Below are 15,456 nucleotides of genomic sequence, written 5' to 3'. Positions count from 1 at the left end.
TCTAGCGTTGGCCCGGCGCCTGGTCGACGTGCTGTGGGCACTGCTGCGCGACAACCGCCCCTTCGACACCCAGCCCCCGAGCATCAACGGAATCCGAGCTGCGGCTTGACATGGTCATTGAGATTCCCTCGAGGGTTGAGTCCGCTTCAGCGGGAGGATGGTTCGTTGGTTTCGACAGACGTCAGCCGATGCTGAACGGCATCCCGTAGAGGGTGGTCTTCGAATAGTGATCGCCGATGATCTCGACGACCGTGTACGAACGCGCCTGCGCGTAACCAGCGCAGCCCTGGATCTGAATCTCGGCATCCTGATACTCGACGGAGTACACCCCGGGCTTGAGGATGTCTTTGTAATCGATCTGAACGAACGTGACCTCGCCGGGACCGAGGTTGATACCGATGGAACCGCCCGCGCTGGCGCCGCTGAGGTTCACACTGCCCGACACACCCGCGGAGATGGCGTCGTCGGCGATGCTGATCTGGCAGCCGACAATGTAACCGGTGCTCAGCTGCGAGGCACCGTGAGTGGACGAATTATTCGTGCCCGGGTTTCCGCTCGGGCCGTTGTTCGGGCCGATCTCACCTTCCGGCGTCACAGCGACATCGGCAATGGCGTTCCCCGAAACCCACACGACACGGCCGGCACCGTTCGCAGCAAGGGACGGGGAGATCAAGGCGCGCTCACCATTGCGGGTGATCGTCACGCCGGTACCCACCTTCTGGCCGTCCGGCAACGGCACGAAGGTGTCGGCGTTGGCAGCACCGGTCGAAAGCAGGCCCATGGCTACAGCCGCGGCAGCGCCGATGCCCGCGACGCGGACACCGCGGCGCAGACCATTGGTGCGGTTCTCGCTCATACTTCCCCTCATCAGGTTCAAACAGTCAACCTCGACCGTCGAGGCTGGACAGATGGTCCTCTCAGGCCCAGCTCAGTGTGTCGCTCCTTTGTTGCCGATGTGTAACCGGCTGTTATTTCGGCGCAACCAACTTACCGGCGCCGGAACCGAGCCATGGTTCCGTCGAGCGGCGTAGTGCGTGCCGGTGCCCGGGCCTGTGATGTCCAACTGTGGAGTGGCTCGATGGGAGATTAAACGTTCTATAACGAGCCTCGCAACGCGAGGTTTCGTAAAGTTCAAGGTGACTCCCGCCACAGTTGCGCACATCTGAATATGGCGTGACGTGCATAAATACCGGATCGCTACGGCTGACCAGGTGCGCAATGGTCGCGTATGGGCACAGCGACGCCGACGTCGCGGATCCGCGACCGGCGGTAAAGCGTCTCGGCCGGATTACTTCCGAGCTGAATTGATCACTGGAGGATCACAAAAATGGCCGACGGCAGTACGTAGCAACTACGTAGATAACGGCCTCAGCCGTGATGCGGGGGAACTTGGGCTCGCAGCCAGTCCTCGGCGCGGCCGCCGTCGTCACGGTCGTCGCGCTCGTCGCCGGTGGTCTCCGGCAGAGTGTCGCCGAAGATCTTCGCCAAGCGCGCATCCCTCGCCCGGCGCGCGGCCGGGCGAGGGTTCTCGGCGGGAGAGGGTGCGCTGATTATTCGACCAATCCGGAGAGTTCGCCGATCACCCGGCTGGCGAGCGGGCCGAGCGTCGCCATGCCGTCCCGGATGGCGGACCGGGTGCCGGGCAGGTTGACCACCAAAGTGCTCCCGGACACGCCTGCCACACCGCGAGAGAGCCCGGCGTCCAGCGAGCCGGCCACGCGGCCGGAGGAACGGAGGGCTTCGCTGATGCCCGGCAGCTCGCGGTCGAGCACCTGCGAGGTCGCCTCCGGGGTCACGTCACGCGGGGACATGCCCGTGCCGCCGACGGAGATGACCAGATCCACGCCGCCGATCACCGCCGTGTTGAGCGCGTTGCGGATCTCCACCTCGTCGGCTTGCACCGACACCGAGGCGTCCACGAGGAAACCCGCCTCGGTGAGCAGCTCGGTGACCAGCGGACCGAGCGAGTCAATACCTCCATGCGCCGTCCTGTCGTCGACGACCACCACCAGAGCACGCCCCGCCACAGGAGCATCGATTTCCATGGTGCTCACCGTAGCGCCTGCGCCGAGCAACTCGGCGGCCGCGCCGAGAACGTCGGGGTCGACATCGATCGTCCGGCCCTGTCCACCGGGGACCGCGCGCATCACCGGCCACCGTCCGCGGGCGCGCCGGAGAGGGTCACCTCGACGGTCTTGGAGTTGTTGCCCTGCTCATCGCTGTAGGTGACCTTCACCTTGTCTCCTGGTTGGTGTGAGCGGACCGCGGCGACGAGCGCGTTCCCGGAATCGATCGGGCGGTCATCGAGCCTCGTCACCACCGCCCCCGGCGGAATGCCCGCGCGTGCGGCGGGACCGTCCGGCGTGACGTCGCGGACCTTCGCGCCGGAAATCTGCTGCGCCGGATCCTGTTGACGCGACACGGTGATACCGATCTGCGCGTAGGTGGCCTTGCCGGTCTTGATCAGTTCGTCGGCCACCCGCCGCGCCTGATCGACCGGGATCGCGAACCCGAGTCCGATCGACCCGGTCTGGCCGCCTGCCATCTCGGTGGGCCCCAGCGTCGCGATGGCGGTGTTGATTCCGACGAGCTTGCCGTTGCCGTCCACCAGCGCGCCGCCCGAGTTGCCGGGGTTGATCGCGGCATCCGTCTGAATCGCGTCGATCACCGGGCTGACCGCGGGACCGGGCTCGCTGCCGTCACCGGAGGTCACGACCGGCCGGTTCAGCGCCGAGACGATGCCCGTAGTGACCGTGCCCGCCAGACCGAGCGGCGAGCCGATCGCGACAACCGGCTGGCCGACCTGCAGATTCGCCGAGGTGCCCAGTTCGATCGGAGTCAGGCCGCTCTTGCCGGACGCTCGGATGACGGCCAGGTCGGAGACCGGATCGGCGCCGACCAGGGTGGCGGGCGCACTGCTGCCGTCGGAGAACACAACCTCCATCCTGGCGTTCGGTCCACCGCCCGCGGCCACGTGATTGTTGGTAAGGATCAGGCCGTCGGAGGACAGGACCACTCCGGAGCCCTCGCCCTCGGCCTTGCTGCTGGCCACTTTGATCATCACGACGCTGGGCAGCACCTTCTGTGCGACCGCCTGGGTGGAGCCGGCCGGAGCGTTGACCGCGTTGCTCATATTCGGCTTCGGCGCGTCCAAGGCGTTGGTCACCGGGGCGCGGCCGTCGTCGCCGTGCGTGACCAGCGCGCCGACCGCACCGCCGACGCCACCGCTGACCAGGGCGAGCGCCACGGCCCCCACGGCCAGTCCCGCACGGAACGGACGGCGGGCCGGTGCGGGCGGGGCGCCGTAGACCGGACCCTGCGGGTACGTGGCGTCCTTCGGTGGACCGAAGGACGCGGGATGCCCTGGGTACGGCGCAGCCGAGTGGTGCTGCGGATACGGCGCGGTGGGATGCTGCGCTTCCTGCGAACCGTAACCGGGCGCGTGCGCCTCCCGCGGTCCGAGCGCGCCTGCGTCCGGCGGGCCCGGCTCCCGGCGGTCCTTCGAATCCTCGGTCATGGACTCCTCGTTTCTGCTCACGTCCCGACCAGGGTGGCCACGGCGACTGAGAGCGGACTGAGACCGTGCTTTCAGTTTTCCGAGATCTGTCCCCAGGAGCCGGTGCACAATAGAACCACCGCCAACTTGATGTCTCAAATCCTGTGGCAAACCGATCGGAGCAATGTCCGAAATACCCCACCGAAGATGAATATTCCGCACAGAACACCAAGATTGTGCGGTAAATGGTCTTCTCTTGCCCGGTATTGCGTCAATCGGGCGCGGGCGCGCCCGGCTCTCCGGGCAACACGATGCGGACGACGGCGCCGCCGCGTTGCGAGGTATCGATGGCGATGGTGCCGCCGTGTTTCGTCACGACCTGCTTGACGATCGCCAAGCCGAGGCCGGAGCCCGGCATCGACCGCGACGACATGACCCGATAGAAGCGCTCGAACACCAACTCGCGCTCCGCCGGGGGAATCCCGGGTCCCGCGTCGTCGATGGACAGTTCGAGCAGGCCGGGTCCGCTTTCGCGCATGAGGATGCGGACCTGCGCGCCGGCCGGGCTCCACTTGGCCGCGTTGTCGAGCACGTTCAGCACCGCGCGCTCGAGGCCTGCCTCGTGCCCGTAGACGAACCACGGACGCAGGTCGGCGACGAACTCGATGCCCGCGCGGCGGCGCCGGGCGCGCTCGAGCGCGCGTTCCACCACCTCCCCGAGATCCAGGCGCTCGTAGACGGTTTCCGGAGCGTCCTCCCGCGCGAGATCGACCAGATCGCCCACCAGAGTCGACAACTCCTCGATCTGGGCTATCACGTCGGCGCGCAGTCCGGCCATGTCCTCCTCTGGGAGGCGGGGAGCGCCGGGACGGCTCGAAGCGATGAGCAACTCCATGTTGGTCCGCAGCGACGTCAGCGGCGTACGCAATTCGTGCCCTGCGTCGGCGACGAGCCTGCGCTGCCGATCACGCGACTCGGTCAGTGCGCGCAGCATGGTGTTGAAACTCTCTGTGAGCCTTGCCAGTTCGTCGTCACCGGTCACCGGGATCGGCGTCAGATCGTCGGTGCGCGCGATCCGCTCGGTGGCCGCCGTCAATCGCGCGATGGGCCGCAGACCGGTCCGGCCGACCGCCGTGCCCGCCGCCGCGGCCAGCACCACGCCGCAGCCGCCCACGACGAACAACAGCCAGGCGAGCCGGTCGAGCACCTCCCTGGTGCGGTCCAATCGCTGCGAGATGACCAGCGTCGCACCCGAGTCGGTGTGTACGGCGAGTGCGCGCTGATTGCCGACGGTGCGCAGCGAGGAACTCCGCTCGCCACGCGCGACGGCCAGCTCCTGGCTCCCGATGGGCGGATCGGTCGACTGCGGCGGCAGCCAGCGGCCCAGATCGGGATAGATCAGGGCGATGCCGGTGTCGTCGTAGAAGGCGGCGGCCACCATCAGATTCAGATTGTTGAACCCGTAGGGGTTGCTCGCGATCACCGCCGTGGCCCGGCTGCGCAACTGGGCGTCCACGTCGTCGTACAGGGCGCGCGCCACCAAGGCGTAGGCCGCGATCGAGGTGACCGCCACCGCGATCGCCACGACCGAGGCGGCAAGCAGCGTCACCCGCCACCGCAGCGAGACCGACCGGGTCAGCGGCATGGGTGGCCGCATGTCCGGGGACTCGGGCTGTCCCTGGCCGAGGGCGGCGACGACGGGGGGCTTGGGAGGTGTCCGTGCCATGACCGCCGACCTACGGCGGCGTTTCGCGCAGCACGTAGCCCACGCCACGCACGGTATGGATCAGTCGCGGTTCGCCCTCCGCCTCGGTCTTGCGGCGCAGATAACCGATATAGACCTCGAGCGCATTTCCCGAGGTTGGGAAATCGTAGCCCCAGACCTCTTCGAGAATGCGGCTGCGGGTGAGCACACGACGCGGGTTCGCCATCAACATTTCCAGCAGTGAGAACTCGGTGCGGGTGAGACTGATCGGGCGGACGCCACGGGACACCTCCCGCGTCACCGGGTCCAGCGACAGATCAGCGAACTTCATCGCCTCCGAGGCCTCACCCGGATCGGCGGCGGTACGCCGCAACAGCGCGCGCAGCCTGGCCAGCAGTTCCTCCAGCGCGAAAGGCTTCGGCAAATAATCATCGGCACCGGCATCGAGCCCGGCGACCCGCTCGGACACCGAATCTCGCGCAGTGAGAACCAGAATCGGCAAATCATCGCCGGTGCTGCGGAGACGGCGGCATACCTCGAGCCCGTCGAGCCGGGGCATCATCACGTCCAGCACGAGCGCGTCCGGTCGCTGGACGGTTGCCTTCTCCAGCGCGTCCACACCGTCGACGGCGAGATCGACGGAGTAGCCGTTGAAGGTGAGCGACCGGCGCAGCGATTCGCGGACCGCCCGATCGTCATCGACCACCAGAATGCGCATGCCACCAGTTTGACCGCAGCGACTGAGAGGTAACTGAGAGGGCGCTCCCGACACGCCGTGCGCAGAGCACGCGTCCCGCCATGGCGCGTCGCCCCTGTCAACCCCGGGTGACCAGCACCTTCCATGGCCGCAGCGAGAAGTTGACGCGTCCCTTACGCATTCCACCGCGAAACTCGTTCTCTATAGCCATATTCGGCAATTTGCAGAACGACTCCCCCGGATTGCCGTTGACCACTCTGCACGGTATGTTCCGTGCGGTAAAAAGAAGACCTCTAGTTGGTTCTTTGCGGGTTGAATCAATACCGAACAGCCACGCGCGCCCGAGGTCACTGGTGAAGCGGAGGCGACGGAAGCGGATGGAAGCTGCACCGCGGTCCTGGCAATTCAGCCTGTCGAACTGGTCGGTCACCCGCAAGGTCGGCGTGGTGCTGGTGCTTCCGGTGCTGCTGGCCGGCGTCTTCGCCGTGCTCCGAATCAACAACGAGCTGCGCACGATGGCACAGTTGGACGCGGCGACCGAACAGGCCATCATCATCCGGCCGATCGTCAAGTTCGGTTCCGCCACCGAGCAACTCGGCGTCACCGCGACAGCCACCTGGGGCAACACCGCGGACCCGCAGACCGACGCCGCGCTGACGCGGTTCGACCAGGCGCTGGCCGAGCTGGAGGCCGCGTTGCAGACCACCAAGGTCAGCGGCCGGGTCACCTCCGAGCTCGCCTCGGCCATCGCCACCGGCACCACGATGCGCAACAGTCTCCGCAACGGCTCACCCGCGATGGTCGGCGAGCAGTCCGACGAGATCATGGTGCGCATCGGCAACGCGCTGGCGCTGTCGCCGTCGGTGGACGACCTGGTCATCCAGCGCTACTTCCTGCAGCTGGCGTCGGTGCAGACCGCGCGGCGCGTGCTCACCCAGCAGCGCATGCTGATCGGCTCGCCGGACGCCGGACGCAACCCGAGCGTGCGGCCCCGCGTGCTGGTCGCCGCCGGCGCCGAGATCACGATGATCTACCAGTACGCGCAGATCCTGCCGGACTACGCGGGCAATATGCGCCCGCTGCTGGACGCGGTGCAGACCCGTCTGGGCACCTTCAGCCAGAACGCCGCCGACCCGGCGACCAACCCCGCCGTGCTCGACTCGCTGCAAGTCAGCTCGGACACCTACGAGAAGACCACCGCGCAGCTGATCGACACCATCGACAGTGCGCTGGCCGACCGCACCATCGAAGCGCAGACGGGTGCGCTGCGCGAGACGACGATCGTCATCGGGATGCTGCTCGCGGGCCTGGCTCTGGCCCTCTCGGTCGCGCGCACCCTGGTCGTCCCGGTCCGCCGCCTGCGGCGGGACGCACTCGAGGTCGCGCACATCAAGCTGCCCGACGAGCTCGCCGTGGTGCGCGCGGGCGGCACCACACCGGAGATCACCCCGGTCGCGGTGCACTCCACCGACGAGATCGGCCAGCTCGCCCGCGCCGTGGACGAGATCCACGAGCAGGCGCTGAATCTCGCCGCCGATCAGGCCCGCCTGCGCCTGCAGATCGGCAACATGTTCGAAACCCTGTCCCGTCGCAGCCAATCGCTGGTCGAGCAGCAGCTGGCGCTGATCGAAGACCTCGAGCACGACGAGGACGACACCGACCGGCTGCAGAGCCTGTTCCGCCTGGACCATCTGGCCACCCGCATGCGCCGCAACGGCGACAATCTGCTGGTGCTCGCCGGTACCGCGCTGCGTCGCGGCCAGCTGCACCCGGTGCCGTTGTCGGACATGCTGTGGAGCGCGGTCTCCCAGGTCGAGGACTACCAGCGGGTCGAGATCGGCGCGGTGCCCGACGGCATCGTCGCGGGTGAGCCCGCCGTCGACATCGAGCACCTGCTCGCCGAGCTGATCGACAACGCACTGCGATACTCTCCGCCGACCACGCCGGTCACCGTCATGGTGTCGCGCGCGGTGGACGGCGGCTATCTGATCGAGATCACCGACCGCGGTCTCGGCATGTCCCTGGAAGACCTGCAGACGACCAACGACCGGCTCGCCTCCGGTGGTGAGGTCACCGTCGAGACCGCGCGCCGCATGGGCCTGTTCGTCGTCGGCCGCTTGGCCAAGCGCCACACCATCACCGTCAGCCTGCGCCGCACCTCCACGATGGCGCAGCAACCGGGCATCACAGCCAGCGTGCACCTGCCCGGCGCCCTGGTCGCGCCGCCGATGGACGCCACCGACCCCGCGGGCAAGCCGCTCGACATCACGGCCGAGCATCAGCTGCCCTCGCTCGCCACCCCGCCCACCGGCGCGCAGCCGCGCAACCTGGTCCCGGTGCCGAGCCTGCCGCAGCGCGACACCGCTCGCTTCGGCGTGACGAGTTCGGGTTTGCCCCAGCGCCGTCCGGCCATCCGCGTCGCCGACGCTCCCGACCAGCCCACGGTCTCCACTCCAGTCGGCCGAGCGGTCAACCCGGCGGAACAGCCGGCCACCCAGCCGTGGCCGGTGCTCGCGCCGCGCGCTGACGACCGCACCCCGACCGGCCCGTTCGCACCGGTGACGCCCGCCGCGGGTGAGCGGACCGCCGAGCGGGAGCAGGAGCCGGCGCGCACCGATCTGTGGGCTGAGTTCAAGGACGATGAGCCCGCGACCGGACCCACCGCGGCCGCTCCGAGCCAGCCCCCCGCACCGCAGACCACCGCCCGGTCCGGTCTTCCGATCCGGAAGCCCGCTGTACCCGCCGACCCGCCGCAGGAGGCGGCACCGGAACCCGCGACGGTGACCTCCTCCCGGTTGCAGCCGGTCGCGGGCGCCTCACCGACCCCGATCTATCAGCGCATGGTCTCGGAATGGCTGGTCGAGCCCTCGACCTCGCAATCGCCGGAGAACACTTGGTCCTCGCCCGGTGACGCGGGCTGGATGGCCGCCGAGGACGCAAGCCATCCGACCACCACCGCGCGTACCGTGGGCGGACTGCCGATCCGCAGGCCCGGCGCCCAGCTGGTGCCCGGCGGTTTGGCGCCGGCGGAGGACGCGGGAACGCGTGATCCGGAAGAAATTCGCAACAACCTGACCAGGCATCTCAGTGGGGTCCGCAGCGGGCGGGCCAATGCGCAGTACAACGACGGAGGGCTTGCATGACCAACGCGAACAACAGCACCACGGACGAGAATCTGAACTGGCTGGTCGCCCGCTTCACCCGAGATGTGCCCGGCGTGTCCCACGCGGTGCTGGTGTCGGCGGACGGCTTGTTGCAGGCCACCAGTCCGCATCTGCCCAGCGACCGCGCCGAACAGCTCGCTGCCGTCACCGCCGGTCTGGCCAGCCTCTCCATGGGCGCGGCCTCGCTGTTCGACGGTGGCAAGGTGATGCAGTCGATCGTGGAGATGCAGCGCGGCTACCTGCTGGTGATGAGCGTCGGCAACGGTTCGCATCTGGCCGTGCTGGCGAACAAGTCCCACGACATCGGCCGTATCGGCTACGAGATGGCACTGCTGGTCGATCGGGTGGGGTCGGTGGTCACCGCGACCGCGCGCACCGCTGTCTGAGCGTGAGATGTCCAACCCATACGGCCCCGGACCACGACCGACCACGCGCGTCCGGCCCTACGCCCTGACGTCCGGGCGCACCGAACCCGCGATCGACCTGCCGCTGGAGGCAGTCATCGAAACCTTGTCGTACACTGCACATCTCGACTGGCCGACCGGCGACATCCGCACCGAGATACTGCGACTCGGCACGCACCGGCTGTCGGTCGCCGAGATCGCGGCACATCTGGACCGGCCGCTCGGCATGGTCCGAGTGGTGATCGGCGACCTGGTCGTCGATGGCACCATGCGCGTGCATTCGACCCTGACCGAAGAGGCGAGCTATGACGAGCGCCGTTCCCTGATGGAGAGGACATTGCGTGGACTCCGCGCCCTATAGGAATCTGGGGCCCAGTGGACATCCCGGGCCAAGTGGGAATGCCGGACCGGGAAGCACCCCCGGGCCCGAAGGCTTCGAAAACCGGGTCGCTTCGACGAAGATAGTCGTCGCGGGCGGCTTCGGCGCGGGCAAGACCACGTTCGTCGGCGCGGTGTCGGAGATCGTTCCGCTGCGCACCGAGGCGATGGTGACCCGTTACTCCGACGGCATCGACGATCTCGCCGAAACGCCGGAGAAGGAGACCACCACGGTCGCGATGGACTTCGGCCGGATCATCCTGCCCGGCAACCTGGTGCTATACCTGTTCGGTACGCCGGGTCAGCGGCGGTTCTGGTTCATGTGGGACGACCTGATCCGCGGTGCGATCGGCGCAGTGGTGCTGATCGATACCCGGCGGCTGGAGGACAGTTTCGCCGCGGTCGACTTCTTCGAGGCGCGCAAGCTGCCGTTCCTGATCGCGGTCAACCGCTTCCCGGACGCGCCGCGCTTCCCCATCGCCGAGCTGCGCGAGGCGCTTTCGGTTCGTGAGGGCGTGCCGATCGTGGACATCGACGCCCGCAACGCGATCGAAGTGCGCCAGGCGCTCGCCGCGGTCACCGAATACGCTATCGCCCAGCTGAAAGCGAGCGAACTGGAAGGAACCGCCCGGCATGCGTGAGGTCGCGGTGCTGGCCGCGGGCGGTGGCGCCGGAACGTCCGTCGACCAGTTCGCTCTCGGCTATTGGCTGGTGACGCTGTCGCTGGGCATCTCGGTGCTTGGCGCGGTCGTCGGGTTCGCCTGCATCGTGCACGGCGCGCGTTCGGTGCAGTTCCGGCTCGTGTGGCTGGTTTCCGCGGCGATATCGCTCGGCGGCGTCGGAGTGTGGCTGGCCACCTCGGTGGCCATGTTGGGCCTGAAAGTGCCCGGTAGCGCCATGCGTTACGACACGGGCAGGTTGATCGCGGCCTTGGTGGTCTCCGTCGCGGCGGTATTCGCGGCGCTGGTGATCATCGGGCGCACCCCGCGGCTGACGCTGCTGCTGCCCGGCGGCGCGGTACTGGGCCTTGGCATCGGCGTCACCCACTACCTCGGCGTCGGCTCGCTCGAGATCCAGGGGGCGGTCGGCGTGACGATGTGGCTGGCCATCGTCTCCGGTGTGATCGGGGTGATCACCGCGACCGCCACGATGTGGCTGTTCCAGACGCCGCGCTTCCCGCTGGCCCGCGCCGCGACCGTGCTGCTGTTCGGTGTCGGTGTGGCCGCCACGTATTACACGGCGATCGCCGCGTTGCACTTCGACGTCAACCGGGCGGCGAAGGTGCCCGACGGCGTGGAGTTGTTCGACTTCGTGTTCCCGATGTTCGTCATCGGCTTGCTGGCGTTGACGGTGCCGATCTCCGCGGTGCTGATCGCGCCGGACCGCCGCGAGCTGGCCGGACCACCGAAGTCGCGCAGGCCCAAGCTGGAGTCCGCTCGCTGATCCTGGGTCGCCGACCAGGGCGGATCGCACGGCCGCTCACCCCGTTTCGCTCCGCTCTTCGAGACTCTTCGACTGTTTCCCGCTAACAGATGCCCGCGGACGGCCCGGATTCGGCGATGCCCCGAATTCGCCCGCCCCGCCCACTTACAGTGGGAGCCATGCGTTTCGGTCTGGACTACGCCGCTGGACGTCCTGGGGGCGCGGCGATTCGGGCGGCGGGGTTCGACTTCGTTGTGCGGTATCTGTCCGAGGGCGGTCCGAGCCTCCCTGGCAAGCTGCTCACCCCGGCCGAGGCGAACGATCTGCGGACGCACGACGTCTCGATCGTGTCGAAATGGGAGACCACGGCCGCGCGGATGCTGGACGGCTACGGCGCGGGCATCGTGGACGCGCGCGCGGGCCTCGCGCAGGTGCTTCGCTGCGGTGGGCGGGTGGACCGGCCGATCTATTTCTCCGCGGATTTCGACGTTTCGCCGCACGACCAGTTGCGCGTCAACGCCTATCTGGACGGCGTCGCGACCGTGCTCGGCCGGCCGAACGTCGGAATCTACGGAGGGTACTGGGCGGTCAGCCGGGCACTGGACGCCGGATACGCGACCTGGGCATGGCAGACCGACGCCTGGTCCGGCGCGAACGTGGAAACCAGACGCGCCATTCATCAGACGCGGCGCCAAGCGACGGTCGGCGGCGTGCGCTGTGACGTGAACAAGGCCGAGACAACCGATTTCGGCCAATGGGATTTCGTCGAACGGGAGGATCCGGACGTGACGCCGGAACAAGAGGAAGTGCTGCGCGACATCCAGATCCAACTGCGGGGGCCGGGGCTGTCGGGCTGGCCGCAGCTGGGCGCCGACGCGGACGGCCGGAATCGGACGCTGGTGGACGGATTGGCCGCGGCGCTGGCCCGTATCGCCACCTTGGAGCGAGAAACCACCGAGTTGCGAACGCAAGTAGGCGAATTGCGCATCGAGATCAGCGAACTGGAGGCGACGACGGCCGAGCTGACCGAACAGGTGCAGCGGTGGAATGGGCGGCACTGGCCGTGGCCACTGTCGCTGATCGAGGGTCCCGCCGCGCTCGTCGGCGAGCAGCTGGCGCGCCTGGAGGCGCTGTTGCCGGACTTTCCCGGTCTGCCGGGAAACGACGGCGGCGAGCGGCGCGCACCGGGTGATGGCGACGGAGCGGTGGAGCTGACCTCGAAAAACTGAGTCGCACAGCGGCGCAGCGTCCTGGTGCGGGCACTCCGGCAGGGCGAGAGTGCGACGAGAGATCGGGACCGGCGCGACGGCCCCGGAATTGGCGATGGACGGGTTCTCCTGAAAACCAGGAGAACCCGCCCTCGAGGACGAGGGTACCGGCATCCGGCTGCGCGCGCATCATTTTCGGCGGACTTTTCTGCCGACCAAAAACCTACCGTCAGTATGCATTTCGCCGTGTGGCTATCCGATCGCAATCGAGCCGGGCGCAATAGTGCGACGTGATGCCGGACACTTTGATAGCCAAAAGATAGCTGATGCAGCGAGCGACGGCCGCGTATCCCTGTTCCGGAGCGCTTCGATATCCATTTCCGGACAATCGACCAGTATCCAGCGCCCGAGGACGGTCACCAGCATCCCGCAAGTTATCGTGCACCGGCTCGCGCGCGGCGCTGAACACCGCGGTCGATCGAATTAGTCCGCGCAACCGTCCCGGTCGCGCTCGATGGTGATCGCCGGTCCGGCCGCTGCCGAATGCTTTGGATCACCGTAGCCCTCGCGCCGTCGCCGGCACGGTCGGCCGACGCACAGCCCGACGAAGCGGGGCCGCCCGGATCACTCCGGTCGGCCCCGCTTCGGTCGCAATGGGTTCCGAGCGCCCGATCTACAGCCGCTCGACGTCGATCAGACCACGGCGCACCGCGGCGACCAGCCTGCGCGGCACCTTGTGCACGACGCCCCCGACGGTCACCGGGACCAGGTCCACCGGCGCGGCCTTCCAATTCGACCGGCGGCTGCGGGTGTTCGACCGCGACATCCTCCGCTTCGGTACCGCCATCTCAGGACTCCTTCCGCGCGCGCTTGCCGTATTTGCGTTCGAACTTCTCCACACGCCCCTGGGTGTCCAGCACGCGGTGCGCGCCGGTCCAGAACGGGTGCGAGTCGGCGGTGACGTCCACCGTCAACAGCGGGTAGGTGTTGCCGTCGGTCCACTCCACCGTGCGCGCACTGGTGGCCGTGGACCGGGTGAGGAACCGCTTGCCGGTGCTCGCGTCCTCGAAGATCACCGGATGGTAGTCCGGATGGATCCCCTTCTTCATTTCGCTTCTCCTCTCGGGCTTTTCGCGTCCTCCACAGGCTGTCCGGCCTCGTCGCCGTCGGCGCACGGGTCGGCGTGCCATTCGCCGAACGGGTCCTCCCACTGCGCTACGCGCTCCGGCGCGCGCTCGACCAGCCGCAGTTCGTCGTCCTCCACCAGAGCCCAGTGCAATGCCTCGCGAATCTCCGCCGGGTCGGCCTCGTGCACCAGGATCGACAGCGAGATGTCCCGGTCCCCGAACCGCTCGTCCCAGCGCAGGGCGGCCATGGCCCGGCGCTCCGGATCCGCTTCGGCCAGCTCGTCCTCCGACATCGCGGCCAGCCAGCGTCCCGCGCCGCCCACCCGCAGGCCACCGCCCGCGGATTCCAGCCACACCACCTCGTCGGGCTGGGTGGCCAGCCAGATGCGCCCGCGCGCGGTCACGACGCCGTCCAACAGCACGTCCAGCGCCTCGTGCAGGCGAACCGGATGGAACGGCCGCGCCGCGGCGAACTCCACGAGTTCGACGCCGTAGTCGCTGGTCAGGGGCGGACGGCCACGCAGTAGCGGTGCGTGCGCGTCGAAGATCCTGCCGCGTCGGGAATCAGCCGGGACGCGTGTGAGCAGCGTTTCGACCAGGGCGGGCATGACCGCGCCCGGCTCGTCCACCCAGGCGACCGGCGCGCCGGGGACCAGCCTGGCGAGTACGGCCGCGAGCTTGCCCCGGTCGGCCGATGCGTCGGCGAGCACCGCCGCGTGCTCGTCCGCGGCGCCGAGCGCGATGACGGCATCGGCGAAATCGACCTGACCGACCGCGACTTGCGCCACCGTCCGGTCGTCGTCGGCAGCGGCGAGGCCGCGTTCGGCGAGTGTCTCCTCCCCGGTCGCGTCAGCCAGCCACCGATCGGCGTCCAGGCAGGTCAATACCGCCTCCACCCGTACGTCACTCCCGGCCGGTCCGTCGACGCGGCCGTGCACGTCGGCGACCACGACCTGCTCGATGGCGTGGCACACGGCTTCGGCCTCGAACGCCGGGTCCAGCGCGAGCACGATGCGGTCCACCGATTCGCGTCGGGCCAGCGTGCACAGCAGCGGGAGCAGATCCATGCGCAGCGTGCAGGAGACACAGCCGTGCGCGAGCTCGAGCACGGCCGAGGTTTCCCGCGTCGCGGTTCGCACCGTGCGATGCACGATGCCCTCCCGCAGCTGGGCCAGATCGTGGCGGACCACGACGGTGCCCGCAGCCATGCCGAGCACCGCGGCCGCGCGATCCACGCCCGCGGCGGCGAGTCCGGCGAAACCGGCGAGCAGCACCACGGGTGTCCTGCGGTCGGGCGCGGGTGGGACCAGGGGGGAATCTGCCGCGGCCACCGAGAACCCCTTTCAGTAACGATTTTCATTTGCTGTTGGGCAACGGTACATTGTCCGGCAGTCATTGTCGAAAACGATTGTCAACTACTGGAGGGAGTCCGCATGTCGGCCCACTGCCAGGTCACCGGGCGCAAGCCCGGGTTCGGCAAGTCCGTGTCGCACTCGCACAAGCGGACCAGCCGCCGCTGGAACCCCAACGTCCAGCGCAAGACCTACTACCTGCCCAGCGAAGGCCGGCGCGTCACGCTGACCGTCTCCGCCAAGGGCATCAAGACCATCGACCGGGACGGCATCGAGGCCGTGGTGGCCCGGCTGCGGGCTCGCGGCGAGAAGATCTGAGAGGAGCCGACCTATGGCGTCGAAATCCACCGACATCCGCCCGATCGTCAAGCTGAAGTCCACGGCGGGCACCGGTTACACCTACGTGACCCGCAAGAATCGCCGCAACGACCCCGACCGCTTGGTCCTGCGCAAATACGATCCGGTCGTGCGCAAGCACGTCGACTTCCGCGAGGAGCGCTGAG

Annotated in this window: 16 protein-coding genes; 8 read left to right on the top strand and 8 right to left on the bottom strand. The window is 68.3% G+C overall.

Annotated elements, in window-relative coordinates:
* Positions 1 to 181: 181 nt before the first annotated feature.
* The 5 genes from GVY39_RS32160 to GVY39_RS32140 all read right to left on the bottom strand — a co-directional run bounded on the left by GVY39_RS32160 (position 182) and on the right by GVY39_RS32140 (position 5,919).
* The gene (locus tag GVY39_RS32160) at positions 182 to 856 is read right to left on the bottom strand and encodes an MspA family porin (RefSeq protein WP_159930748.1); all 675 of its coding nucleotides are present in this window, start codon (positions 854 to 856) and stop codon (positions 182 to 184) included.
* A gap of 694 nt (positions 857 to 1,550) precedes the next feature.
* Positions 1,551 to 2,045 carry a molybdenum cofactor biosynthesis protein B gene (locus tag GVY39_RS32155; RefSeq protein WP_181719529.1) on the bottom strand — a complete coding sequence of 165 codons (495 nt, stop codon included), beginning with the start codon at positions 2,043 to 2,045 and terminating at the stop codon, positions 1,551 to 1,553.
* Positions 2,046 to 2,146: 101 nt separating this feature from the next.
* Positions 2,147 to 3,517 (bottom strand): S1C family serine protease, encoded by a 1,371-nt coding sequence (locus GVY39_RS32150; RefSeq protein ID WP_159930747.1) that lies wholly within the window; start codon positions 3,515 to 3,517, stop codon positions 2,147 to 2,149.
* Positions 3,518 to 3,767: 250 nt separating this feature from the next.
* Positions 3,768 to 5,222, bottom strand: coding sequence for a HAMP domain-containing sensor histidine kinase (locus GVY39_RS32145; RefSeq protein ID WP_159930746.1), 1,455 nt, complete (start codon positions 5,220 to 5,222; stop codon positions 3,768 to 3,770).
* A 10-nt stretch (positions 5,223 to 5,232) separates the two neighbouring features.
* Positions 5,233 to 5,919, bottom strand: a complete 687-nt coding sequence (locus GVY39_RS32140; RefSeq protein WP_159930745.1) for a response regulator transcription factor — start codon at positions 5,917 to 5,919, stop codon at positions 5,233 to 5,235.
* A 356-nt stretch (positions 5,920 to 6,275) separates the two neighbouring features.
* Here GVY39_RS32140 and GVY39_RS32135 point away from each other — a divergent pair, with 356 nt between their 5' ends.
* The 6 genes from GVY39_RS32135 (at position 6,276) to GVY39_RS32110 (ending at position 12,495) form a co-directional block, all read left to right on the top strand.
* Positions 6,276 to 9,041 carry a sensor histidine kinase gene (locus GVY39_RS32135; protein WP_159930744.1) on the top strand — a complete coding sequence of 922 codons (2,766 nt, stop codon included), beginning with the start codon at positions 6,276 to 6,278 and terminating at the stop codon, positions 9,039 to 9,041.
* On the top strand, positions 9,038 to 9,448 hold the full coding sequence (locus GVY39_RS32130; protein ID WP_043732054.1) for a roadblock/LC7 domain-containing protein: 411 nt from the start codon (positions 9,038 to 9,040) through the stop codon (positions 9,446 to 9,448). The genes GVY39_RS32135 and GVY39_RS32130 overlap by 4 nt, the downstream gene beginning before the upstream one ends.
* Before the next feature lie 7 nt (positions 9,449 to 9,455).
* A complete protein-coding gene (locus GVY39_RS32125; RefSeq protein ID WP_040782732.1) occupies positions 9,456 to 9,827 on the top strand; it encodes a DUF742 domain-containing protein in 372 nt (123 codons plus the stop codon).
* Positions 9,828 to 9,927: 100 nt separating this feature from the next.
* The gene (locus GVY39_RS32120) at positions 9,928 to 10,485 is read left to right on the top strand and encodes an ATP/GTP-binding protein (protein ID WP_039801302.1); all 558 of its coding nucleotides are present in this window, start codon (positions 9,928 to 9,930) and stop codon (positions 10,483 to 10,485) included.
* Positions 10,478 to 11,287: an MHYT domain-containing protein gene (locus tag GVY39_RS32115; protein WP_159930743.1), complete on the top strand. Its 810-nt coding sequence runs from the start codon at positions 10,478 to 10,480 to the stop codon at positions 11,285 to 11,287. The genes GVY39_RS32120 and GVY39_RS32115 overlap by 8 nt, the downstream gene beginning before the upstream one ends.
* Before the next feature lie 158 nt (positions 11,288 to 11,445).
* The gene (locus tag GVY39_RS32110; protein ID WP_159930742.1) at positions 11,446 to 12,495 is read left to right on the top strand and encodes a glycoside hydrolase domain-containing protein; all 1,050 of its coding nucleotides are present in this window, start codon (positions 11,446 to 11,448) and stop codon (positions 12,493 to 12,495) included.
* Positions 12,496 to 13,147: 652 nt separating this feature from the next.
* On the opposite strand, the gene rpmF is transcribed toward GVY39_RS32110, so the two are convergent.
* Genes rpmF through mrf form a run of 3 tightly spaced genes read right to left on the bottom strand, consistent with a single transcriptional unit; the run spans position 13,148 to position 14,932 of the window.
* Positions 13,148 to 13,321: a 50S ribosomal protein L32 gene (gene rpmF / locus GVY39_RS32105; protein ID WP_159930741.1), complete on the bottom strand. Its 174-nt coding sequence runs from the start codon at positions 13,319 to 13,321 to the stop codon at positions 13,148 to 13,150.
* Position 13,322: 1 nt separating this feature from the next.
* A complete protein-coding gene (locus GVY39_RS32100; protein ID WP_159930740.1) occupies positions 13,323 to 13,583 on the bottom strand; it encodes a type B 50S ribosomal protein L31 in 261 nt (86 codons plus the stop codon).
* On the bottom strand, positions 13,580 to 14,932 hold the full coding sequence (gene mrf, locus GVY39_RS32095; RefSeq protein ID WP_236565790.1) for a ribosome hibernation factor-recruiting GTPase MRF: 1,353 nt from the start codon (positions 14,930 to 14,932) through the stop codon (positions 13,580 to 13,582). The genes GVY39_RS32100 and mrf overlap by 4 nt, the downstream gene beginning before the upstream one ends.
* 102 nt (positions 14,933 to 15,034) lie before the next feature.
* On the opposite strand from mrf, the gene rpmB reads away from it, so the two are divergent.
* A complete protein-coding gene (rpmB, locus tag GVY39_RS32090) occupies positions 15,035 to 15,271 on the top strand; it encodes a 50S ribosomal protein L28 (protein ID WP_159930739.1) in 237 nt (78 codons plus the stop codon).
* A gap of 13 nt (positions 15,272 to 15,284) precedes the next feature.
* Complete coding sequence (gene rpmG, locus GVY39_RS32085) at positions 15,285 to 15,455, top strand: 50S ribosomal protein L33 (RefSeq protein WP_019049259.1); 171 nt, start codon at positions 15,285 to 15,287, stop codon at positions 15,453 to 15,455.
* Position 15,456: the final 1 nt, after the last annotated feature.

The sequence above is a fragment of the Nocardia sp. CY15 genome, assembly GCF_009829295.1.
GTDB classification, from domain to species: domain Bacteria; phylum Actinomycetota; class Actinomycetes; order Mycobacteriales; family Mycobacteriaceae; genus Nocardia; species Nocardia sputi.
This window is presented reverse-complemented; position numbering and strand designations above follow the sequence as displayed.